General features: G+C 70.4%; 20 protein-coding genes. 11 read left to right on the forward strand and 9 right to left on the reverse strand.

Features of this window, described 5'->3' with window-relative positions:
• Positions 1–3: 3 nt before the first annotated feature.
• Both IEX89_RS03070 and IEX89_RS03075 read right to left on the reverse strand, forming a co-directional pair.
• The gene (locus IEX89_RS03070) at positions 4–1422 is read right to left on the reverse strand and encodes a histidine kinase (RefSeq protein WP_188909457.1); all 1419 of its coding nucleotides are present in this window, start codon (positions 1420–1422) and stop codon (positions 4–6) included.
• A 34-nt stretch (positions 1423–1456) separates the two neighbouring features.
• Positions 1457–2749, reverse strand: a complete 1293-nt coding sequence (locus IEX89_RS03075; protein ID WP_188909459.1) for an adenylosuccinate synthase — start codon at positions 2747–2749, stop codon at positions 1457–1459.
• 432 nt (positions 2750–3181) lie between these two features.
• Here IEX89_RS03075 and IEX89_RS03080 point away from each other — a divergent pair, with 432 nt between their 5' ends.
• The 5 genes from IEX89_RS03080 to IEX89_RS03100 all read left to right on the forward strand — a co-directional run bounded on the left by IEX89_RS03080 (position 3182) and on the right by IEX89_RS03100 (position 9256).
• Positions 3182–4624 carry an FAD-dependent protein gene (locus IEX89_RS03080; RefSeq protein ID WP_188909461.1) on the forward strand — a complete coding sequence of 481 codons (1443 nt, stop codon included), beginning with the start codon at positions 3182–3184 and terminating at the stop codon, positions 4622–4624.
• The gene (locus IEX89_RS03085; protein WP_188909463.1) at positions 4621–5790 is read left to right on the forward strand and encodes an MFS transporter; all 1170 of its coding nucleotides are present in this window, start codon (positions 4621–4623) and stop codon (positions 5788–5790) included. Before IEX89_RS03080 ends, IEX89_RS03085 begins: the two co-directional genes overlap by 4 nt.
• Positions 5780–6436: an HAD family hydrolase gene (locus IEX89_RS03090; RefSeq protein WP_188909465.1), complete on the forward strand. Its 657-nt coding sequence runs from the start codon at positions 5780–5782 to the stop codon at positions 6434–6436. Before IEX89_RS03085 ends, IEX89_RS03090 begins: the two co-directional genes overlap by 11 nt.
• Positions 6433–7329: a phosphoribosyltransferase family protein gene (locus IEX89_RS03095; protein ID WP_210317570.1), complete on the forward strand. Its 897-nt coding sequence runs from the start codon at positions 6433–6435 to the stop codon at positions 7327–7329. Before IEX89_RS03090 ends, IEX89_RS03095 begins: the two co-directional genes overlap by 4 nt.
• A 73-nt stretch (positions 7330–7402) precedes the next feature.
• Complete coding sequence (locus IEX89_RS03100; protein ID WP_188909473.1) at positions 7403–9256, forward strand: adenine deaminase; 1854 nt, start codon at positions 7403–7405, stop codon at positions 9254–9256.
• A 102-nt stretch (positions 9257–9358) separates the two neighbouring features.
• Here IEX89_RS03100 and IEX89_RS03105 read toward each other — a convergent pair whose 3' ends face one another.
• Together IEX89_RS03105 and IEX89_RS03110 are read right to left on the reverse strand one after the other, a co-directional pair.
• Positions 9359–10063: a cold-shock protein gene (locus IEX89_RS03105; protein ID WP_188909482.1), complete on the reverse strand. Its 705-nt coding sequence runs from the start codon at positions 10061–10063 to the stop codon at positions 9359–9361.
• Positions 10064–10528: 465 nt separating this feature from the next.
• Positions 10529–10864, reverse strand: a complete 336-nt coding sequence (locus IEX89_RS03110; protein WP_188909484.1) for a hypothetical protein — start codon at positions 10862–10864, stop codon at positions 10529–10531.
• A gap of 111 nt (positions 10865–10975) precedes the next feature.
• On the opposite strand from IEX89_RS03110, the gene IEX89_RS03115 reads away from it, so the two are divergent.
• Positions 10976–11494, forward strand: coding sequence for a cupredoxin domain-containing protein (locus IEX89_RS03115; RefSeq protein ID WP_188909486.1), 519 nt, complete (start codon positions 10976–10978; stop codon positions 11492–11494).
• Positions 11495–11506: 12 nt separating this feature from the next.
• On the opposite strand, the gene IEX89_RS03120 is transcribed toward IEX89_RS03115, so the two are convergent.
• A complete protein-coding gene (locus IEX89_RS03120; RefSeq protein ID WP_188909488.1) occupies positions 11507–11941 on the reverse strand; it encodes a GlcG/HbpS family heme-binding protein in 435 nt (144 codons plus the stop codon).
• A 207-nt stretch (positions 11942–12148) separates the two neighbouring features.
• On the opposite strand from IEX89_RS03120, the gene ettA reads away from it, so the two are divergent.
• A complete protein-coding gene (gene ettA / locus IEX89_RS03125) occupies positions 12149–13801 on the forward strand; it encodes an energy-dependent translational throttle protein EttA (protein WP_188909490.1) in 1653 nt (550 codons plus the stop codon).
• Between the two features lie 36 nt (positions 13802–13837).
• Here ettA and IEX89_RS03130 read toward each other — a convergent pair whose 3' ends face one another.
• Positions 13838–14242 carry a hypothetical protein gene (locus tag IEX89_RS03130; protein WP_188909492.1) on the reverse strand — a complete coding sequence of 135 codons (405 nt, stop codon included), beginning with the start codon at positions 14240–14242 and terminating at the stop codon, positions 13838–13840.
• 27 nt (positions 14243–14269) lie between these two features.
• A complete protein-coding gene (locus IEX89_RS03135) occupies positions 14270–14566 on the reverse strand; it encodes a hypothetical protein (protein WP_188909494.1) in 297 nt (98 codons plus the stop codon).
• A gap of 217 nt (positions 14567–14783) precedes the next feature.
• Between IEX89_RS03135 and IEX89_RS03140 the strand changes: the two genes are divergently transcribed.
• Positions 14784–15488 carry an SDR family oxidoreductase gene (locus tag IEX89_RS03140; RefSeq protein ID WP_188909496.1) on the forward strand — a complete coding sequence of 235 codons (705 nt, stop codon included), beginning with the start codon at positions 14784–14786 and terminating at the stop codon, positions 15486–15488.
• Between the two features lie 24 nt (positions 15489–15512).
• On the opposite strand, the gene IEX89_RS03145 is transcribed toward IEX89_RS03140, so the two are convergent.
• Positions 15513–15896, reverse strand: coding sequence for a YraN family protein (locus IEX89_RS03145; RefSeq protein WP_188909498.1), 384 nt, complete (start codon positions 15894–15896; stop codon positions 15513–15515).
• Positions 15897–16071: 175 nt separating this feature from the next.
• Between IEX89_RS03145 and IEX89_RS03150 the strand changes: the two genes are divergently transcribed.
• The 3 genes from IEX89_RS03150 to IEX89_RS03160 all read left to right on the forward strand — a co-directional run bounded on the left by IEX89_RS03150 (position 16072) and on the right by IEX89_RS03160 (position 20415).
• Positions 16072–16527 (forward strand): (2Fe-2S)-binding protein, encoded by a 456-nt coding sequence (locus IEX89_RS03150; protein WP_188909500.1) that lies wholly within the window; start codon positions 16072–16074, stop codon positions 16525–16527.
• A 13-nt stretch (positions 16528–16540) separates the two neighbouring features.
• Positions 16541–18742 (forward strand): xanthine dehydrogenase family protein molybdopterin-binding subunit, encoded by a 2202-nt coding sequence (locus tag IEX89_RS03155; protein WP_188909502.1) that lies wholly within the window; start codon positions 16541–16543, stop codon positions 18740–18742.
• A 275-nt stretch (positions 18743–19017) separates the two neighbouring features.
• A complete protein-coding gene (locus tag IEX89_RS03160; RefSeq protein WP_188909504.1) occupies positions 19018–20415 on the forward strand; it encodes a M20/M25/M40 family metallo-hydrolase in 1398 nt (465 codons plus the stop codon).
• Between the two features lie 15 nt (positions 20416–20430).
• On the opposite strand, the gene IEX89_RS03165 is transcribed toward IEX89_RS03160, so the two are convergent.
• Positions 20431–20895 (reverse strand): tRNA (cytidine(34)-2'-O)-methyltransferase, encoded by a 465-nt coding sequence (locus IEX89_RS03165; protein ID WP_188909506.1) that lies wholly within the window; start codon positions 20893–20895, stop codon positions 20431–20433.
• Positions 20896–20931 lie beyond the last annotated feature (36 nt).

A 20931-nucleotide genomic window follows, 5' to 3' on the forward strand; every position in this document is an offset into this window, starting at 1 on the left:
GGCTCAGTTGCCGCCGGCGCTCACCGTGCTCTCGCTCCATTCCGCGAACGCCTCGTCGAGGATGCGATCGCCCGACGCACCCTTCTCGAAGGAGAGGATCGCGCGCTGGCCCGACGCGAGGCGTACCGGCAGGTCGATCCAGTTGCGGTCCGTCATCAGCACGGTGTTGCGCTCGATGTCCCGCGGAAGGCTCGAGAGGCCGATGAGGAACAGGTTGTCGCGCACGGGCACGGGAAGGCCGGCCACCGGCGCGCCGCGGATCGTCTCCTCGTCCTTCAGCTGGAGCAGGCCGATGTCGCGGATGCGGCGCGATTCCATGTCGCCGGTCTCGAAGGAGAGGTCGATCGTGTGCGAGGCCGGCAGCGTCGGATCGAGGTTGCGGCGAATGAGCATGACGAGCCGCAGGCGCGGATCGGGGATCTCCACCGTCACGCGCACGACCGGCTCGCCCTGCCCGCCGGGCTCGAGTGTCCAAACCGCGCGGCCCGCGGCGGCGCGCGGCTCGCCCTGCGGGTTGAGCGGATCCTCCTCGTAGAGCACCGCGCGCTGCGCCACTGCGATGGTGCCGTCGTCGGTGGTCGCGAGGGACGCCTGCGACGTCGTCTCTGGCGCGGCCGCCACGACGGGCGCCTCGCCGCCGACGCGATCGACGATCTTGCCGTCGTCCACCGGCGGCGGGGCCGTCTCGGAGCCCGGCGCTTCCGCCACGATCTCGACGGGCTCCTCGCTCAACGAGAGCGCGGTCGCGGCGATGGCGCCGATCACGGCGGCGACGATGCCGGCGATGATGGCGATGCGCGCGCGGCCCCCGCCCGAGCCGCCCTTGCCGTTGCGCGCGTCGATGCGCGGGCGCGCGCGGGTCTCCGGCGGAGGCGGCGGTGCCGCGGCGACGAAGCCGTCGTCCTCGTCGGCGCGCTCCTCCTCGGGCGGGGTCTCGCCGTAGGCGGGACGCCGGCGCGGCTCGGGGATGGTGAAGTTCTGCGCCTCGACGGGCGCCGCCTCGTCCACGGGCTGCGCCTCCGGCCAGGCCCGCGCGGCGGGCGGCGGGGCGGGCTCGGGATAGGGCTCGTCCGCGCCGTACGCGTCCTGCTCGCGATAGGGCTCCGGATACGGCTCGGGCTCCGGGTAGGCCGTGGACTCGGGATACGGCTCGGGCTCGGGATAGGCGTCGTACGCGCCCGGCGCCGGCTCTGCGTCGGGCTCCGGCGCGGGGGGCGCGTAATCGGCCTCCACCCGCGCGATGGCCGCGTCGAGCGCTTCGCCCTCGCGGTCGATGTCCTCGTCCGAGAGCGGCGGGTCGAGGGAGCGCAGCTGCGCCATCAGCGCCGAGCGCGCGCGATCGTAGACCGCGCTCCGCGTGGACGGAGACGGGTCGGGGAGCCCCTGCACGGCGCGGGCGATCAGCGGATAATAATCGGCCATCGGGCGAATGACTGTCCTGAAGGGGCGCGCGCCGTCAAGCCTCGAACGGGTTCGTCACCAGGATGGTGTCGTCGCGCTCGGGGCTCGTCGAGAGGAGCGCGACCGGCGCGCCGATCAGCTCCTCGATGAAGCGCACGTACTTGACCGCCTGGGCGGGAAGGTCCGCCCAGGAGCGCGCGCCGGCCGTGGAGCCCGACCAGCCCTCGAATTCCTGGTAGATCGGCTCGATACGCGCCTGCGCGTCCTGCGCCGCAGGGAAATGGTCGATCGTGTCGCCATCAAGGCGGTAGCCCACGCAGACCTTGATCGTCTCGAAGCCGTCGAGCACGTCGAGCTTGGTCAGCGCGATGCCGTCGATGCCCGACGTGCGGACCGTTTGCCGCACCAGCATGGCGTCGAACCAGCCGCAGCGGCGCTTGCGGCCCGTCACGGTGCCGAACTCGCGCCCGCGCTCGCCGATGCGCTCGCCCACCTCGTCGAAGAGCTCGGTGGGGAACGGCCCCTCCCCCACGCGCGTCGTGTAGGCCTTGGCGATGCCGAGCACGTAGCCCACCGCGCTGGGGCCGAGGCCGGAGCCCGTCGCGGCCTGGCCGGCCACCGTGTTCGAGGAGGTCACGAACGGATAGGTGCCGTGGTCGACGTCGAGCAGCGCGCCCTGCGCGCCCTCGAACAGGATGCGCTTGCCGGCGCGGCGCTGCTCGTCGAGGAGCCGCCAGGTCGCGTCGATGTAGGGCAGCACCTTGGGCGCGATGCTCGACAATTCCTCGTAGATCGTCTCCACCGCGTATTCGGCGAGCCCGAAGCCGCGGCGCAGCGCGTTGTGATGTGTGAGCAGCCGCTCGATCTTGGGACGAAGCCGCTCGAGATCGGCGAGATCGTTCAACCGGATGGCGCGCCGGCCGGCCTTGTCCTCGTAGGCGGGGCCGATGCCGCGCTTGGTCGTGCCGATCTTGGTGCCCGGACCGCCCTCCTCGCGCAGCGCGTCGAGCTCGCGGTGGATGGAGAGGATCAGCGTCGCGTTGTCGGCGATGCGCAGGTTCTCGCGCGAGATGGCGACGCCCTGGCCCTGAAGCCGCTCGATCTCGGCCGCGAGCGCGTGCGGATCGACGACGACGCCGTTGCCGATGACCGACAGCGTGCCCTTGCGCACGACGCCCGACGGCAGCAGCGAGAGCTTGTAGACCGTCTCGCCGATGACGAGCGTGTGGCCGGCATTGTGCCCGCCCTGGAAGCGCACCACGACCTCCGCCTGGCTCGACAGCCAATCGACGATCTTGCCCTTGCCCTCGTCGCCCCACTGGGCGCCCACGACGACCACGTTCGACATCGCTCTCGCTCCCCGCTGCGGGGCCCCTCTCGACGCTCGCGGCCACGCTCCGCGGCGCGCAAACGAAAAGCCCCGGCGCAGAGGCCGGGGCGGGTATTTGGCTTGCGAGGTCTTGTGGGGGATTGCGCGGCGGGGGTCAAGGGGCGCCCCAGAGCCGATCCAGGTCGTCGTCGCTCCCCCGCTCGTGCTCGAGATGCGCTCCCGCACGCATCCTAAGCAGGTGACGGGTGCGGCAATTCGTCCACACAACCGACGAGCGCAAGCCTTCAAGCTTGGCGGATAGACGGCTTCGTCGAGCTTTCTCGAGAAATTGGCCGGCAAATCGATCTCTCGTCCTGAGCTCTTCCGCGAACGAAGCGCTTGTGTCGGTTCAAGCGATCATGTAGGCACCCTCGTGGATTGTGCGACTATGGAAAAGCACGCGAGGAACAGATGTCCTTTGATTGCATCGTGATCGGCGCCGGTCCTGCCGGCCTGTTTTTCGCGGATCGCTTCATGACCGCCGCACCTTTTGCGACGATCGCCGTCGTGGATGCGGGCGTGCCGGTGGGCAGGCGATCGTGCCCTCTCGTCGATTCGGGTTCGTGCTCGCAATGCCGGACGTGCCTCGCCGTTTATGGCGGTGGCGGAGCCGGCATGTATTCCGATGGAAAGCTTTCGGCCTACCCGGCGGGCAGCGGCCTTGCGGCGCACCTCGGTAGCGAGGAGCGAACGATCGCGCTCAACAGCGAAGTCCTCGAGACTATAACGGGCGCCGAGAGCGGCAGCATCAGAGCCACGCGCGCTCGCGACGCGAGCGGTTCGGAGCTGGCGCACAGCGCGCAGGCGGCCGATATCGACCTGAAGTCCTACGATGTCGCCCATCTCGGCAGCGAAGGAATTCAGGACTTCTGCATCCGCTACGAAGACGCGCTCGTGTCACGTGGGGTGGACTTCCGGTGGCGCCACCGCGCCATGGCCGTCGAGCGAAACGACGGCGGATTTCAGCTGCGGGTCGAGCATCCGAGCCAGGGCCTCAGCGTGCTCCAGGCGCGGCAGATCGTATTCGCCACGGGTAAAGCCTCGGGAACCGCGCTGCGATCCATGCTCGCGGCTCTCGGCGTGAGCAGTCGCTTCAACGCGATCGAGCTGGGCGTACGGGTGGAGGTGCCCCGCGACGCCGTCACGCCGATCAGCGCCTGCCACCTTGACGCGAAGATCAAGATGACGGGCGAGGACGGGTGCGAGATGCGCACGTTCTGCATGTGCGACGGCGGCTATCTCGTCAGCTGCTATTACGACGGCTTCGGCCAAGGGAAGCGGATCTGCACGATCAGCGGCTATTCGCTTCGCGATCACAAGTCGGATACCTCGAACTTCGGCCTGTTGGTGCGCAAACGCTTTCCCGCACATGTCGACCCCATCGCCATGCAGATCCCGATCATCCAGGCGATCAACTTGGCCTCGGGTCACGGCGGCACCGTGGTTCAGCGGCTGGAGGACTTTCTGGCTCGGCGCCCGACGAGCGAGGAGAGGCTCGCCACCAATTCCGTGCGCACGACGCTCGCCTCGTCGCGGCCCTTCGACCTGAACTGGCTGCTTCCCGGCTATGTCGTCGAGAACGTCCGAGCCGCGATCGAGCGCCTGGGAGCGTTGAGCCCGAAGATCGCGGAAGGCGACACGCTGCTGCACGCGCCGGTATGGGAGCTGGTCAACGACAAGCCTCAAGTGGACGATCATTTCGAGACGAACGTCCCCGGCGTCTACGTGATCGGCGATGCGACCGGCATCGCGCGCGGCATCGTTCAAGGGGCGTCGATCGGGATCGTGGCGGCCGAGCGCGCGGCGGCACGCGCCGTGAACGCGGGCGCGCACTACAGGAGCGCGGTTTCGTGAGCGTCGCGCAATTCGCCTTCTCCGCAGCGCTCTACCTCGCTGGCGTCGGCGCTGCAGGGCAGATCTCGAAGGTCGCGACGCTTCTCGACGCGCGCTTCCTCTCCGCCGGCTACAGCCTCTCCGAAGCGACGGGGTTGCTCACGACGATCAGCGTCGCTTCGGCGGTGCTGGGTCTCGCGGCCGGCACCGCGGCCGCGGCGTTCGGCATACGGCGTGCCTTCCTCGCATGTGCGTTCCTGTCCCTCGGAGCGGGCTGGGCGCTGTCGTTGCCGCTCGAGCCCGATGCCCTCCTCGCCGTCCGGGTCGTGGAAAGCGTCGGGCATCTGGGGCTGGTCACGACGGTGCCCGCGCTCATGCTCGCCTATCTGCCGGTGCATGTGCATGAGCGGGCGCTCGCTTTCTGGTCGACGTTCTTCGGCGCGGCCTTCGCCCTGAGCGCGCTGGGCTTCCTCCTGCTCGGCGCCGAGAACGCGCTCTTGCTGGAGCGACTGCACCTCGCCCTCTTCCTGCCTGGCGTGGCCGTCGTGATCGCATTCCCGCCGCCGGGCGAACCGTCGCGGATGCCGCGCTCGATCTCCGCAGCGCTCGCTCCGGTACGACGGATCGGTCCGGCGGCATGGTTGCTCGCGGCAATGTTCCTCGTCCATGCCGGCCTCTTCACGACGGTGCTGTCGATGGCTCCACGCATGATGAGCCTGGATCTCGCCGTCGCCGAGGAGCACGCGATACGAGCGGCGCCGCTCTTCCCGTTGGTCGCCCTTGCAAGCGCTGCCGCCGCGTCGCTGGCGGGCCCGCGCCTCGCGCGGCATCGGCTGGAGGCGGGACTATGCGCGATCCTGATCGGCTTCGTGGGAGCATACGTGGTCGCGACGAGCGCCGTGCCGCTCGCATTCTGCGTCGCCTTCGCAGGCCTCGGCATGGTGCAGGCACACATCTTCGGATCGGTCTCGCTGACGGCGTCCAGCGGAGAGGACATTTCCGTAGCCAACGGGCTGCTGGCCATGCTCGGCAATATCGGCAACATCGCCATCCCGTTCATGATCGCGCTTCTGTTCGACGCCACCGGTCAGCACTGGCTCGGGATCGCGGCCGCCGTATGCGGCGCTCTGGTCTGGCTCGTGTCGCGACGCTTCGAGGCCGAGCGGAGGCTCCGCCATGCGCTATAAGGTCGTGTCGCTGGATTTCGATCACACGTTGACGGATGGCGTGACCGCGATCGAGCACTACGCAGCCGCCGTGGGCCGGCTGGATCTCGTGCGCGTCGCCGAAGCGGAATTTCGGGCCGGAACGCTGACGACGCGCGAGTTCTCGGACCGCACGGCGCACATTTTCGCCGGAGCAGGGCGCGCGGATGTCGATGCCGTCGCCGGACGGATCGCCCTTCTTTCGGGCGTCGACGAGCTCGTTCGCGAGCTGACCTCGCGCGGCCTGGTGGTCGTCGTCAATTCCGTAGGGTACCGCGCGCTGCTGCACACGTTTCAGCGCCGCACCGGCTGCCGGGACGTGTCGGGCGTGGACCTCGTTCTCGACGGCGACACCTACACCGGCGCGGTCGAGCGCTACTTCGCCTTGGAGGACAAGATCGCGTTCGCCGCGAACGCGGCCGGAAGCATAGGGTGCAGCCTCGAAGAGGTCGTGGCTGTCGGCGACGGGCTATCGGATATGCAGCTCTTCGCGGCAGTGGGGCGCTCTATCGCGTTCAACGCCGATCCCGTGACCAAAGCCTCCGCAGACGTGAGCGTGGATGGTGGAGATGTTTCTCCGCTTCGCACGGCGTTGCTGGACGAGATCTTCGGAAAGGTGGAAGCATGACGCGCGAGACCAGCCGCACAATCGCCGAGTGGGCCACGACGGCATTCGGCCCCGCACGCGCGGAAGCGCTGGTCGCCCGAGCGGCGACCGAGATGGACGAGCTGCGGGAGAGCCTCTCGCAGGGCGATTTCGATTCTATCGCATCGGAAGCCGCGGACGTGGCGATCCTCCTCCACCGCATCGCGCACGACCATGGCCACGACCTCTCCGACGCGGTCGATGCGAAGATGGCCCGCAATCGTCTGCGTCGGTGGGAACCGAGCGGCGACGGGACGGGGCGGCACGTGGCGGAGCCGGCGGTCGCCGCAAGCGCCGCACCGGCTGTCAGCGGGGCGAAGTCCGCACCGGTCGAGACCGGCGAGGCCCGCCTGGGAGACGTGCTCTTCGACGCAAAGCGGATTTCGATACGCGTGCGCGAGCTCGCCGCAGCCATCGAGCGCGATCTCGAGGGCGACATCCTGATCGTCGGGGTGCTCAAGGGAGCAGGCTTCTTCACGAGCGATCTAGCGCGCGCGCTGCGCAATCCGGCACACCTCGCCTTCGTCGGCGTCTCGAGCTACGGCATGAACGGCTCAGCCCGCGGCGAGCCACGGCTGACCTCGGACGTGGACGTCCCAGTCGCCGGCCGAAAGATCCTCCTCGTCGAGGACCTCGTGGACACGGGTGGAACGCTCTCACGGCTCGTCGACACGTTCCGGCAGCGTGGGGCCGCCGATATCCGGACCGCCGTTCTGCTGGATCTGGTGCAGTCGCGCCCCAATCGACGCCTCACGCCCGATTACGTAGGCTTCGAGACGTCGGCGACGTGGGTCTCCGGCTACGGGATCGATTACAAGGAAAAGTACCGAAATCTCCCGGACATCCACGAGGTGGTCCTGCCGAGCAAGGCGTAAGCCGCAGGAATAACTCGGGCTTCCCACCCTGCGCGCCCTCGGCTACCGTCGGGCGGTCTCTCAGGAGCCTCCCATGCCCGCCCCCACCGATCGCCTCACCCGCTTCTCCGTCCCGCCGCTCGCGCAGAGCACGCGGCGCCTCGCCGATGTCGCCGCGGGGCGGGCGGCGGCGGATCTCGTGATCTGCGGGGCGCGGGTGCTCTCCACCTATACCGATCGCATCCTGCCCGAGCGCGAGCTGTGGATCGCGGGCGGGCGCGTGGCGGCGGTGAAGCCCAACGGCGCGCACAAGGCGCTCGCGGACGCGCCGGGCGAGGTCTACGACGCCAATGGCGGCATCCTCGCGCCGGGGCTCGTCGACCCGCACATCCACATCGAATCGTCGATGGTCACGGCCTGCGCCTATGCCGAGGCCGCGCTCCTCAACGGCACGACGACGATCTTCTGCGACAGCCACGAGATCGGCAACGTCATGGACGTGGCCGGCGTCGAGGCGATGCTGGAGGACGCGCGCCAGGCGCCGCTCTCGATCTTCCTCACCGTGCCCTCGACGGTGCCGGCGACCTCGCCGCAGCTCGAGACCGCCGGCGGGGACCTGACGGCGGAGAAGATCGGCGCGCTGTTCGATCGCTGGCCGGAGGCGGTGGCGCTCGGCGAGAAGATGGACTTCGTGCAGGTGGCGCAGGGAGACGCGCGCTCGCACGCGATCCTCGCCGCCGCGCTCTCGCGGGGCCGGCCGGTCTCCGGGCACATCTACGGGCGGGAGTTCGTGGCGGCCTACGCGGCGTCCGGCGTCACGGACACGCACGAGGCGATCGACCGCGACATCGCCGACGACCTGCTCGACGCGGGCGTCTGGATCTTCCTGCGCGGCGGCCCGCCCACGACGCCGTGGCATTCGCTGCCCGAAGCGATCAAGACCATCACGGAGCTCGGCGCCTCCAACAAGCGCGTGTGCGTGTGCACCGACGATCGCGACGCCGACGACCTCATGCTGTTCGGCATGGACTGGGTGACGCGCCAGGCCTGGAAGGCCGGCATGACCCGCGAGCAGGCCTGGGCCATGGGCTCGCTGCATCCCGCCACGCGCTTCCACCAGGACGGGGAGATCGGGGCGCTCGGCGGCGGGCGCCGCGCGGACGTCGTGCTGCTCAACGACGCGCTCGAGGTGCGCAACACCTGGTTCGGCGGCACGCTGGTCGTCGAGGACGCCAAGGTCACGCCCGTGCTGGACGCGGCCTTGTCGGATCGCTGGGTCTACCCGAAGGCGGCCTATGCCACCGTGAAGATCGCGGGCGACCCGCCCCTCGTCCCGGCGCCGCCGAGGACGCCCTGCGTGGCCAACACCCTGCGCACGGCGCTGCCCGGCATCGTCGTCCTGCACGAGCGCGTGGCGCTGAAATCCGGCGAGACCTGGGACGAGATCATCCGCGAGAGCGGCGAGGATCTCTGCTTCGTCGCCGTGATCGAGCGTCACGGGCTCTCGGGCGGCGGCGAGAGCCGGGTGGCGCACGGGCTCCTGAAGGATTTCGGCCTGAAATCCGGGGCCGTCGCCTCCTCCGTGGGCCACGATTCGCACAACGTCATCGTGGCCGGCACCAACGAGGCGGACATGCGCGTCGCGCTCGATACGCTACGCGAGGCGCAGGGCGGGGTGTGCGTCGTCGACGGGGGCGCCGTGAAGGCCTTCGTGGCGCTGCCCATCGCGGGGCTGCTCTCCGACAAGCGCGTGACGGAGGTCGCCGAGGAGACGCGGGTGCTCAAGGAGGTCTGGGCGCAGGCGGGCTGCACCATTCCCTACATGGGCTTCAACCTCATCCCGCTCTCGGTGATCCCGGAGATCCGCATCACGGACAAGGGCCTCGTCCTCGTGCCGCAGATGACCATCGTCGAGCCTTTCGAGGATGCGCGCGCGGCGGCCGAATAGGCCGCCCGTCGCAGGGCCGATACGGAAAAGAGAAAGGGCGGGCTCCGGAGAGCCCGCCCTTCTCGTATCGACAGACCGGTGCGTGGACCGGGTTGGGGACGCTCAAGCGTCGCCGAGCTCGATCGTGGCGGCCTCGCGGCCCTTCATGCCGTCGACCACGCCCATGCGGACGGGCTGGCCCTCGATCAGGTCCGGCAGGTTGGCGCGCATCAGCACCGAGCGGTGGATGAACACGTCCTTGCCGCCGTCCTCGGCCACGATGAAGCCGAAGCCCTTGGTCGGGTTGTACCACTTGACCGTGCCGGCGAGCTCGGTCGTCGGGCCCGTGTGGCGCGGTGCGCCGCCGCCGGCGCCGAAGCCGGGACGCGGCGGGCGACGAGCGCCCGGACCGCCGGGGCCGGCGCCGAAGCCGCCGCCGCCCATGCGGGGAGCCGGCGCCTCGGCCGTGGAGGTGTCCACCGAGATCACTTCCGTGACCTGGGGGCCCTTCTGGCCTTGCGCCGTGCGCACCTCGAGCCGGGTGCCCGGCTGAAGGTCGCTGTAGCCGGCGGCCTCGACCGCGCGGATGTGCAGGAAGGCGTCGCCGGAGCCGTCCGCGACCTCGACGAAGCCGAAGCCCTTCTCGGAGTTGAACCACTTCACGACGGCGTCGACGGCCGGCCCGCCGACGGGGCGCGGCGCCATAGGAGCGCCGCCGCCGAAGGAGCCGCGTTCCGCGCGCGGCTCGAAGAAGTCAGCGCGACGCTGACCAAAATCATCATCGAACCCACGACGGCCCGAATCGCGGAACTCTCGACCTCGACCCATGTATTCTCTCGCTCTCGCGCTCTTGCAGCTGACGGTGAACGCCCACACACACGTGCTTCGGGACACGAGCTGATCACGACGAGGCGCATCGAGCCGGCCCAGAAACAAGCACCCCTTCAGACCGGTCTCTTGGCTCTTCTGGCGTATCGCATAGAATTGCTTGTAAAGCGGTCATCGAGGCGGTTTTTCTCCGCCTTCGCATGCGAGAGTGCCCAAAAACCCTGAGCTTGTAAAGACACCGCCACGCAAAAAGGGCCGCTCCGCCGCGATTTCCGGGCGGGCGGAGGCGTTCGACGTGCAACGATAACAAACGTCGCGAGCCGCGTCTCGGCTCGAACCGGGTCTAAACCGCGCAGGCAGGCTCGATCCACAGCGTAGATATGCACATCTGCGACGCGTCGTGCCCCGCTCGGCGCCTCGTGCCGACGGGCGGCGCCCCGTGTGCCGATCGTGCTGCGCCGCGCATCAGCGCTCCGGGGGAATGTCCGGCTTGCCGCCCGAGGCGGAGCCGCCGCGCGGGCGCATCAGAGTCTCGCCGATCTCGCCCGAGCGCCGCGCCTCCGCGGGCGTCGGACGATCGCCGAGGCCTGGCGTGTCGAGCCCCGTCTGCGTGGTCGAGCCGGTGAAGAGCGGCATCGCGTCGATCACGGTGTCGGAGCGCGGCAGGTCGGGCGTCGTCGGCGTGCCGGTCTCGGCGGAGCGTCCGTCCGCGGCCGGCGGATCGTCGGCGAGCGCAGCCGGGGTCAGCACAGGCGCGGTGAGCAGGAGCGCGGCGAGGGCCGCGAGCGGGGGGCGGGTCATCGAGCGTCTCATGGGATGCGAACGCGGGCCGCGCGGCGACGTTCCGGAACGGCCCGTCCGCGCCGGGCGTTCGCCCCGCGTGATCACCGCTCGATTTGCAGGAGCCATTTCATGTCGAACACCGACGACGCGACCCGCGCGACCGCCCTCCCCCTCGCCCCGCGCCTGCGCATCCGCCATGCGGTGCTGGCCGCCTTCACGCTCGCTTGCTTCGCCGCCGCGCCTGGCGCGAAGGCGCAGCCGCAGCCCGGCGAGCCGACGGCGCAGGGCCCTCTCGCCGATCCCGCCCAGGCGGTGGCGGTGGAGATCGCCATGCGCGTCGAGGGCGGCTCCCTCGTCTGCAATCCCGATCTCGCTCGCCTGCCGGCGAACGAGGAGCTGACGCTGCAACTCGTCAACGGCACGGATGCGGTCGGCGTCTTCGCCGCGCCCGACTTCGTCGCCGCGAGCACGGTGGCGAGCCTCGTCGACGTCGAGGAGGACCGCGACGCCGGCGCCTTCGCCGTGCCCGCCGGGGTGACGGGACAGATCGTCCTCACCTCGCCCTCCGACCCGGGCGAGTACGCCTTCGCCTGCGCGCCCGCGGGCGAGGCGGCGAGCGCGCAGGGCATCCTCGTGGTGGAAGAGTGACGCGCCGGGCGCTCAGGCGCCCGTGACCGCCTCGAGCCCGGCGGCGCCGATGCCCGCCACGGCGGCGACCTCGTCGTTGTCGGACGTGTCTCCCGAGATGCCGACGGCGCCCACGAGCGCGCCGTCCGCACCCTTCACCAGCACCCCGCCGGGCACCGGCACGAAGGGCCCGCCGACGACGCCGCCGAGGGCGCCGATGAAGTGCGGGCGCTCGAGCGCCATGCCGTTGATGGTGCGCGAGGGCACGCCGAGCGCCAGCGCCGCGTTGGCCTTGCCCATGGCGATCTCGCCGCGCTTGAGCGAGGTGCCGTCCTCCGCCTCGAACGCCTTGAGCGCGCCGCGCGCGTCGTAGACCGCCACCGCGAGCGGCTTGAAGCCGTGCTCGCGTGCGCTCGCGAGCGCTGCCTCGACGATGGTGCGGGCCTGGGTGCGGGTCATGTCGGCCATCTCGTGTCCCTCCTCTCGGATCGGTCGTCTGGTTCGGCGCCGTCATACGCGATGCGGCGCGGCGCGCGAAGCGGGGCTCGCGGCAAAGGTCCTTCGCCCCGCACCAGGAACCGCGCAGGCGTCCCCGCCCGCCTTGCCGCCGCCACCCTGCCCTGGTAAGCCTCTCGCCCACGTCCCCGACATCACACGCGACAGGATTTCCCGGCCGTGGCTCGACAGTTCATCTATCACATGCGCGGTCTCTCGAAGACCTATTCCGGCGGCAAGAAGGTTCTGGACAATGTCCACCTGTCCTTCTACCCGGACGCGAAGATCGGCGTCCTCGGCCCCAACGGCGCCGGCAAGTCGACGCTCCTCAAGATCATGGCCGGCTTCGACAAGGAGTGGAACGGCGAGGCGTGGGTCGCCGACGGCGCCAAGGTCGGCTACCTGCCCCAGGAGCCGCAGCTCGACCCGGCCAAGACCGTGCGCCAGAACGTCGAGGAAGGCGTCGCCGCCCAGAAGGCGATCCTCGAGCGCTACAACGAGCTCGCCATGAATTATTCCGAGGAGACCGCCGACGAGATGACGGCGCTCCAGGACGAGATCGAGGCGAAGGGCCTGTGGGATCTCGACAGCAAGGTCGACCAGGCGATGGACGCCCTGCGCTGCCCGCCCGACGATGCCGACGTCGGCGCGCTGTCGGGCGGCGAGCGCCGCCGCGTGGCTCTGTGCAAGCTGCTGCTGGACCAGCCCGACCTGCTCCTCCTCGACGAGCCGACGAACCATCTCGACGCCGAGACCGTCTCGTGGCTCGAAGGGCATCTGCGCACCTATCCGGGCGCGATCCTCATCGTCACCCACGATCGCTACTTCCTCGACAACGTCACGGGCTGGATCCTCGAGCTCGACCGCGGCCGCGGCATCCCCTACGAGGGCAACTACACCTCCTGGCTCGAGCAGAAGCAGAAGCGGCTCATGCAGGAATCGCGCGAGGACGAGGCGCGCCAGCGCACGATCGAGCGCGAGCGCGAGTGGGTCTCCGCCTCGCAGAAGGCCCGCCAGACCAAGTCCAAGGCCCGTATCGCCCGCTACGAGGAGCTCGTCGCGAAGTCTCAGGAGAAGGGTCCCGCGAGCGCGCAGATCATCATCCCGATCGCCGAGCGCCTGGGCCAGAACGTCATCGACGCCGAGGGCCTCACCAAGGGCTACGGCGATCGCCTGCTGATCGACGACCTCTCCTTCAAGCTGCCTCCCGGCGGCATCGTCGGCGTGATCGGGCCCAACGGCGCGGGCAAGACCACGCTGTTTCGCATGATCACCGGCCAGGAGACGCCCGACGGCGGCACCATCGCGGTCGGCGAGACGGTGAAGCTCGGCTATGTCGACCAGTCGCGTGACACGCTCGACGCCAACAAGACCGTCTGGGAGGAGATCTCGGGCGGCAACGACATCATCTATCTCGGCAAGCGCGAGATGAATTCCCGCGCCTATTGCGCCGCCTTCAACTTCAAGGGCGGCGACCAGCAGAAGAAGGTCGGCGTCCTCTCCGGCGGCGAGCGCAACCGCGTGCACCTCGCCAAGATCCTGAAGTCGGGCGCCAACGTGCTGCTGCTCGACGAGCCGACGAACGACCTCGACGTCGACACGCTGCGCGCGCTGGAAGACGCGCTCGAGGATTATGCCGGCTGCGCCGTCATCATCAGCCACGATCGCTGGTTCCTCGACCGCATCGCCACCCACATCCTCTCCTTCGAGGGCGAGAGCCACGTCGAGTGGTTCGAGGGCAACTTCCAGGACTACGAGGAAGACAAGAAGCGCCGGCTCGGGATCGACAGCACGATCCCGCACCGGATCAAGTACAAGAAGTTCTCGCGCTGAGGCGGCGAAGGGGCGGATCGGAGCGAGGCGAATGCCTCACCAGTCGATCCGTCCCTCGCACCCCTCGCTCTGCCATTGCGAGCGCAGCCGCTCCGTCGCCTGCCGCGCGCTGGCGATTCCCTGCTGCAGCTCGCTGATACGCGACCGAACGGAGCGGAGCGAGCCGTCGACGGACGCACGCTCGCTGCTCACGCCGTCGCGATCACGCTTTTCAGCCTCGAGCTCCATCAAGAGTGTCGCACGCCGCTGACCGTCGGCGTTCCACAGCTGGCTTTCGAGCTGCGAAATACGCGTCTCGTGCGCATTCAGCTGGTTCGTGAGCTCGCTATGCCGCGACGTCAGCTGGCTGCGCCGCGACTCCGCACTCTCCAGCTCCCGACTGCGCTCGTTCAGCTTGCTCTCCGCGTCCCGATAGCTCCACTTCAGATCGTTGCAGCTCATGATGACCTCCCGTTCGAGCGGGTCGGCTCAGTCCCAGTAGCCGAGCACCGATTGCCGCCAGAGGCGGAATTGCTTCTCGCGGCTGCCTCGCTGGACCTCCAGCGTGCGTTCGTTGATCGCGCGGATGGCCGCGTTGGTCTCGCGTCGGATGCGCAGCATCGCGGCCGCGGGGTCCTCCTCGGGGCGGGAGGGCGCCGTGCCGGCTCCGCGCATCCGAGCGATCGTCGCATTGGTCTCCTGGAGGATGCGTTGGCGCTCCTCGGCGGACTTCCGGCGCTGCTCGGCAGCCCAGCCGGGGCGCTTCCCGAAATCTGCGAAGCTCATCGTGCGTGCTCCCGCTCATGGGATCGATCGCGATGCCGCAACGTCGAGAGGGCGTCACCCTGGATGGCGGCTCATGACCTCGGACTGTATGAACTAATTACCAACATACAACGCATAATTCGAAATAGCAAAGAATGATTCGTCTGCACTTCCGAAAGCAGGTGACCGCCGCCGATCCGGCGCTATGCTCCCGCCCGATCGAATCGGGGAGCAGGCGATGGACCGGACCATCCTCATCACCGGCGTGGGCCGCGGCATCGGGCGCGGGCTCGCGGAAGCGTATCTGCGAGCCGGCGCGACAGTCGTCGGCACGATGCGGGACGCGACGCGGGCGCCCGCAACGTTCGCCGACGCGCTGGGCTCCGGCCGGCTCCTCCTCGTCGAGGCCGACGCGCGCGACGCAGACAGCCTCGCCGCCGCCGCGGAGACGATCCGCACGCGGGCGGTGGACGTCCTCATCGCCTGCGCCGGCATCATGGGCGAGCGCACGGCCGACACGCTCGGCTCCGCGCCGTCCGCATACTGGGAAGTCTTCGACGTCAACGTCATGGGCGTCCTGCGGACGGTGCAGGCCTTCCAACCCGCGCTGACCCGCGCAGTCGCCGCCCGCGGCGAGGCGAAGGTGCTCGTGATCTCGAGCCAGATGGGCGCGGGGACGAACCCGAAGTCGAATGCGATGCCCTACCGCGTCTCCAAGGCGGCCGTGAACACGCTCGCGCGCGGCCTCGCCACCGACCTCGCGCCGCAGCGCATCCATCTCGCCAGCTGTCATCCCGGCTGGGTGCGCACCGACATGGGCGGCACCGGCGCCGACATCGACGTGGACGAGAGCGTCGCGGGGCTCATGGCTCTCGTCGATGGCCTGGACGCCGCCAAAGCCGGCGGGTTTTGGAACTACGACGGGACGCGGCTGGCGTTCTGAGGACGGCTGCACCACCGGCCACGCTCACACCTCCATCACCCCTTCCACATGCTCCGGCCAAGCGCCGCGCCCGATATAGACCGCGTCCACCCGGAACGACCAGCCCTCGTCCGCCCAGCGGTTGCGGGCGCGCCAGGCGCGGATCGCGCGCCCGAGGCGGCGGCGCTTCTCGGGAGTGACGGCGACGCGGGCGTCGTCGATTGCGGCGCGCGCCTTCACCTCCACGAAGAGGACGACGCGGCCGCGCCGTACGACGAGGTCGATCTCGCCGCCGCGCACCCGCCAGCGCCGCGCCACCGGTCGCCAGCCCTTCAGCATGAGCGCGAAGAGCGCGCGCCATTCGGCGAGCGCGCCGTGCGCGAGCGCCCGGCGGCGCTTCTGCCGGCGCAGATGGAGGTCGTGGTCCATGCGGGAGGTGCCTCCACTCGCGAAGGCGCGTGAGCCAGTCGACGGATGCGAGCGACAAACCCGCTTCTTTGTCAAGCTTCGACCGGTCTGCCCTCGGGAACTCGATCGCCCCCCTGGCCATGGCGACATACGCGCCATACCTCTAGGGCACGGCATGCAGCCGACAGAGGACCCGATGATCCGCTTTCAGCTCAACGGGCGCGAGGCCGCGCTCGACGTCGATCCCGACATGCCGCTGCTGTGGGCGCTGCGCGACCATGCCGGGCTCACCGGCACGAAGTTCGGCTGCGGCATCGCCCAGTGCGGCGCCTGCACGGTCCATCTCGACGGCGCGCCGATCCGCTCGTGCGTCACCCCGCTCTCGGCCGTGGACGGTGCCTCGATCACCACGATCGAGGGTGTCGAGGGGCCGGTCGCCGAGGCGGTGAAGGCGGCCTGGCGCGATCTCGACGTCGTTCAGTGCGGCTATTGCCAGTCCGGCCAGATCATGTCGGCCATCGGCCTCCTGACGCAGACGTCCGCCCCCACCGACGCGGACGTCGTCGCTGCCATGGACGGCAATCTCTGCCGCTGCGGCACGTATCAGCGTATCCGCGCGGCGATCGCCGACGCGTCGACGCGGCTCGGCTGAGGAAGGCGCGACCATGCTGTTTTCCCCCGCCTCCCCCCTTCCCGCTTCACCGGCGCTCACGCGCCGGGGCGTCCTCGCCGGCGGCCTGACGCTCGGCCTCGCCCTCGCCCTCGGCGGTAAGCGCGCCCGCGCCGCCGGCCCCGTCGGCACGTTCGATCCGCCGGCCACGCCCAACGCCTTCGTGACGATCGCGCCCGACGACAGCGTCACGGTCACCGTGAAGCACCTCGACATGGGCCAGGGCGTCTCCACGGGCCTTCCCACCTTCGTCGCCGACGAGCTCGACGCCGATTGGTCGCAGATGCGCTTCGCCTTCGCGCCCGCGGACGCCGCGACCTACGCCAACCTCGCCTGGGGCCCGGTGCAGGGCACCGGCGGCTCGACGGCGACCGCGAATTCCTGGATGCAGCTGCGCAAGGCCGGCGCCGCCATGCGGGCCATGCTCGTCTCCGCGGCAGCGGCCGAATGGGGCGTGCCGGAGAGCGAGATCACCGTCGCGCGCGGGCGCATCCGTCACGAGGCGTCCGGCCGAGAGGCCGGCTTCGGCGCCTTCGCGCAGGCCGCCGCGGCCCTCCCGGTGCCCGCCGAGCCGCGGCTGAAGGCGCCCGCGCAGTGGATCTACATCGGCAAGGAGGGCGTGCCGCGCCTCGACACGCCGAGCAAGACGGACGGTAGCGCCACCTATTCCCTCGACGTGCGCGTGCCCGGCATGCTCACCGCGGTCGTCGCGCATCCGCCGCTCTTCGGCGCCCGGGTCGCGCGCGTCGATGCCGAGGCCGCGCGCGCGGTTCCCGGCGTGGAGGACGTGGTGGAGATCCCCACCGGCGTCGCCGTCGTCGCGCGCGACACCTGGTCGGCCATGAAGGGGCGCGACGCCCTCGTCGTCGAGTGGGACGACGCCCGCGCCGAGACGCGCTCGACCCAGGCGCTCGTCGCGGACGCCCGCGCCGTCTTCGAGCGGCCGGGCACCACCGCCTTCGCGAGCGGAGACGCAGCCGGCGCCCTCGCCGGCGCGGCGCGCACGATCGAGGTGGAGCACGTCTTCCCCTATCTGGCGCACGCGACGATGGAGCCGATGAACGGCACCATCGCCCGGCGCGAGGACGGCGGCTACGAGGCCTGGGGCGCGTTCCAGATCCAGACCATCGACCAGGCGAGCGTCGCCGCCATCATGGGCACGACGCCCGATCGGGTGCGGCTGAACACGCTCTTCGCCGGCGGCTCCTTCGGCCGCCGCGCCGTGCCGGGCGCGGACTGGATCTCGGAGGCCGCCCACATCCTGAAGGCGACGGGCGAGCGCGCGCCGATCCACCTCGTCTGGACGCGCGAGGACGACATGCGCGCGGGGCATTACCGCCCGCTCGTCGTGCATCGCGTCCGCGCCGGCCTCGACGATGCGGGCCGCATCGTCGGCTGGGAGCATCGCATCGCCGGCAAGTCCATCATGAAGGGCACGCCCTTCGAGGCGCTCATAATGGCCGACGGCGTCGACGCGACGAGCGTCGAGGGCGCGCGCGCCATGCCGTATGCGATCGGCGCGCGGCGGCTGACCGTGCACGACACCCGCGAGCTCGTCCCCGTGCTCTGGTGGCGCTCCGTGGGTCATACCCACACCGCCCACGCCATCGAGACGCTGATCGACGAGCTCGCCCACGCCGCCGGGCGGGACCCCGTCGACTACCGCCTCTCGCTGCTCGAGGAGGGCTCGCGCGAGGCGGCGGTGCTGCGCCGGGCGGCCGAGGAAGCCGGCTGGTCCGGCCCCGGCGAGGGGAACGGCCGCGGTCGCGGCGTCTCGGTTCACACGTCCTTCGGGACGGCGGTCGCCATGGTGGCGGACGTCGTCGTCGAGGGCGAGGAGATCCGCGTGCCGCGCATCGTCTGCGCAGTGGAATGCGGCGTGCCGGTCAACCCGGACGTGATCCGCGCCCAGGTCGAGGGCTCGGTCGGCTTCGCGCTGGCGACCGTGCTGCGCGAGCAGGTGACGCTCGCCGACGGCGCCGTGGTCGAGACCAATCTCGACACCTACCGTCCCACGCGCTTCTCCGAGATGCCGCGGGTCGAGGTGCACATCCTGCCCTCCGAGAACCCGCCTTCCGGCATCGGCGAGCCGGCGGTGCCGACGCTCGCGCCGGCCATCGCCAACGCCGTCTTCGCCGCGACCGGCGAGCGCCTGCGCTCGCTGCCGCTCGACCTCTCGGCAGGGCGAGGCGCCTGACGGGTCGGGCAAGTAAGCGGTCGAGGACCGGGAACCCGGCGCCGCGCGGGACGTTTGTTGCGCAGTCCCGAGTAGACTCTCTTCAGGGTGACCTCCAAGGAAGAGCTCTTCCAGCCCGGCCTCGCGCCGGGCTCTTTTTTTGGCGCGCCGAGCGCGAAAACACCCGATCCCGTCGGGGGCACGAGCGCGGGGCGGGCTCTTGCTCACGCTCCCCGAACGCGCGACATCTCTTCTCACGCATTCCATGGATCCTCGACCGAGAAGACGAAACGCCCATGCCCTCTCCCCATCTCGACGCCGTCCTCGCCCGCATCGACGCCGATCTCGACGCCTCGCTCGATCGGCTCTTTTCGTGGCTGCGCATTCCCTCGATCTCGACCGACCCGGCCTATGCCGAGCATTGCGCGGCGGCGGCGCGGTTCATCGCGGAGGATCTCGCCTCGCTCGGCGTGTCGGCGCAGGTGCGCGACGTCCCGGGCGCGCATCCGGCGGTCGTCGGCCGCGTCGACGGGCCGGCCGGGACGCCGCACGCGCTGTTCTACGGGCATTACGACGTCCAGCCCGTCGACCCGCTCGACCTGTGGGAGAGCCCGCCCTTCGAGCCCGTGCGCAAGACGCTGCCCGACGGTCGCGAGGCGATCGTCGCGCGCGGCGCCTGCGACGACAAGGGCCAGGTGATGACCTTCGTCGAGGCCTGCCGCGCCTGGAAGGCCGTCACCGGCTCGCTGCCCATCGGCCTCACGTTCCTGGTCGAGGGCGAAGAGGAGAACGGCTCGAAGGGCCTGCCCGCGTTCGTCGCCTCCATTCGCGACGAGCTCGCCGCCGACCTCGCGCTCGTGTGCGACACGACGCAATGGGACCCGCGCACCCCGGCCGTCACCGCGACGCTGCGCGGGCTCGCCTATGTCGAGGTGTTCGTGCGCGCCGCCGATCGCGACCTGCATTCGGGCCTCTTCGGCGGGGCGGCGGCGAACCCGATCCACATCCTCTCGCGCATCGTCGCCGATCTCCACGACGAGACCGGCCGCATCACGCTGGAGGGCTTCTACGACGGCGTCTCCGAGCCGCCGCCGGAGGTGCGCGCCCGCTGGGAGGCGCTCGGGCTCACGAGCGAGCAGCTGCTCGGGCCCATCGGCCTGAAGGAGCCCGTGGGCGAGCGCGACCGGATGATCATCGAGATGGTCCAGTCGCGCCCCACCTGCGACGTCAACGGCATCGTCGGCGGCTATATCGGCCAGGGCACGAAGACCGTGATCCCGGCCGAGGCGTCCGCCAAGGTCTCGTTCCGCCTCGTCGGCGACCAGGACCCGGATGCGGTCTGCGCCGCGATGGAGAAGCACGTGGCGGCGCGGGTGCCGGGGGACTGCACCTTCGAGATCGTGCGCCACAAGGGCTCGCGCGCCATCGCCCTGCCCTACGACATGCCCGCGCTGGCCAAGGCCGAGGCGGCGCTCGCGGCGGAATGGCCGAGCGCGCCGGTCGTCATCGGCTCCGGCGGCTCGATCCCCGTCGTCGGCGACTTCAAGCGCACGCTCGGCCTCGATTCGCTGCTCGTCGGCTTCGGGCTGGACGACGACCGGGTGCATTCGCCCAACGAGAAGTACGACCTCACGAGCTTCCACAAGGGCATCCGCTCCTGGGCGCGGATCCTGGCCGAGCTCGCCGAGGGCTGAGGGAGACGGGCGCGCTCACGTCTCCGGCGTGGGCCAGCCCGCCTGGCGGCAGGCTTCGCCGAGCAGTATCGCCGCGGAGACCGCGACGTTGAGCGAGCGGAAGCCAGGGCGCATGGGAATGACGACCCGCGCGTCCGCCGCCGCGTGCACACTCTCCGGCACGCCGGCCGATTCGCGCCCGACGAGGATCGCGTCCTCCCCCGTGAAGGCGAAGTCCGTGTAGCGGGTCTCGCCGGCCGTCGTCGCCAGGACGAGGCGGATGGAACGGGCGCGCCGCCATTCCTCGAAGGTGCTCCAGGAGCGGTGGCGGACGATCTCGACGCGGTCGAGGTAGTCCATGCCCGCGCGGCGGAAGTTGCGGTCGGACACGTCGAAGCCCGCCGGCTCGACGATGTCCACCGCGACGCCGAGGCAGGCGGCGAGGCGCACCATGGTGCCGGTGTTCTGCGGGATGTCGGGTTGGTAGAGGACGAGGCGCATGCCCCCTTCTCGTCGATCCGGCGCGCGCGGGCAATC

The organism is Salinarimonas ramus, assembly GCF_014645695.1.
In the GTDB taxonomy this organism is placed as follows: domain Bacteria; phylum Pseudomonadota; class Alphaproteobacteria; order Rhizobiales; family Beijerinckiaceae; genus Salinarimonas; species Salinarimonas ramus.

What these genes read in the sequence shown, in the direction of transcription:
- IEX89_RS03070 (WP_188909457.1), bottom strand. Translation starts at nt 1,422, where the DNA reads ATGGCCGATTATTATCCGCTGATCGCCCGCGCCGTGCAGGGGCTCCCC.
- IEX89_RS03075 (WP_188909459.1), bottom strand. Translation starts at nt 2,749, where the DNA reads ATGTCGAACGTGGTCGTCGTGGGCGCCCAGTGGGGCGACGAGGGCAAG.
- IEX89_RS03080 (WP_188909461.1), top strand. Translation starts at nt 3,182, where the DNA reads ATGTCCTTTGATTGCATCGTGATCGGCGCCGGTCCTGCCGGCCTGTTT.
- IEX89_RS03090 (WP_188909465.1), top strand. Translation starts at nt 5,780, where the DNA reads ATGCGCTATAAGGTCGTGTCGCTGGATTTCGATCACACGTTGACGGAT.
- IEX89_RS03095 (WP_210317570.1), top strand. Translation starts at nt 6,433, where the DNA reads ATGACGCGCGAGACCAGCCGCACAATCGCCGAGTGGGCCACGACGGCA.
- IEX89_RS03100 (WP_188909473.1), top strand. Translation starts at nt 7,403, where the DNA reads ATGCCCGCCCCCACCGATCGCCTCACCCGCTTCTCCGTCCCGCCGCTC.
- IEX89_RS03105 (WP_188909482.1), bottom strand. Translation starts at nt 10,063, where the DNA reads ATGGGTCGAGGTCGAGAGTTCCGCGATTCGGGCCGTCGTGGGTTCGAT.
- IEX89_RS03110 (WP_188909484.1), bottom strand. Translation starts at nt 10,864, where the DNA reads ATGACCCGCCCCCCGCTCGCGGCCCTCGCCGCGCTCCTGCTCACCGCG.
- IEX89_RS03115 (WP_188909486.1), top strand. Translation starts at nt 10,976, where the DNA reads ATGTCGAACACCGACGACGCGACCCGCGCGACCGCCCTCCCCCTCGCC.
- IEX89_RS03120 (WP_188909488.1), bottom strand. Translation starts at nt 11,941, where the DNA reads ATGGCCGACATGACCCGCACCCAGGCCCGCACCATCGTCGAGGCAGCG.
- IEX89_RS03130 (WP_188909492.1), bottom strand. Translation starts at nt 14,242, where the DNA reads ATGAGCTGCAACGATCTGAAGTGGAGCTATCGGGACGCGGAGAGCAAG.
- IEX89_RS03135 (WP_188909494.1), bottom strand. Translation starts at nt 14,566, where the DNA reads ATGAGCTTCGCAGATTTCGGGAAGCGCCCCGGCTGGGCTGCCGAGCAG.
- IEX89_RS03140 (WP_188909496.1), top strand. Translation starts at nt 14,784, where the DNA reads ATGGACCGGACCATCCTCATCACCGGCGTGGGCCGCGGCATCGGGCGC.
- IEX89_RS03145 (WP_188909498.1), bottom strand. Translation starts at nt 15,896, where the DNA reads ATGGACCACGACCTCCATCTGCGCCGGCAGAAGCGCCGCCGGGCGCTC.
- IEX89_RS03150 (WP_188909500.1), top strand. Translation starts at nt 16,072, where the DNA reads ATGATCCGCTTTCAGCTCAACGGGCGCGAGGCCGCGCTCGACGTCGAT.
- IEX89_RS03155 (WP_188909502.1), top strand. Translation starts at nt 16,541, where the DNA reads ATGCTGTTTTCCCCCGCCTCCCCCCTTCCCGCTTCACCGGCGCTCACG.
- IEX89_RS03160 (WP_188909504.1), top strand. Translation starts at nt 19,018, where the DNA reads ATGCCCTCTCCCCATCTCGACGCCGTCCTCGCCCGCATCGACGCCGAT.
- IEX89_RS03165 (WP_188909506.1), bottom strand. Translation starts at nt 20,895, where the DNA reads ATGCGCCTCGTCCTCTACCAACCCGACATCCCGCAGAACACCGGCACC.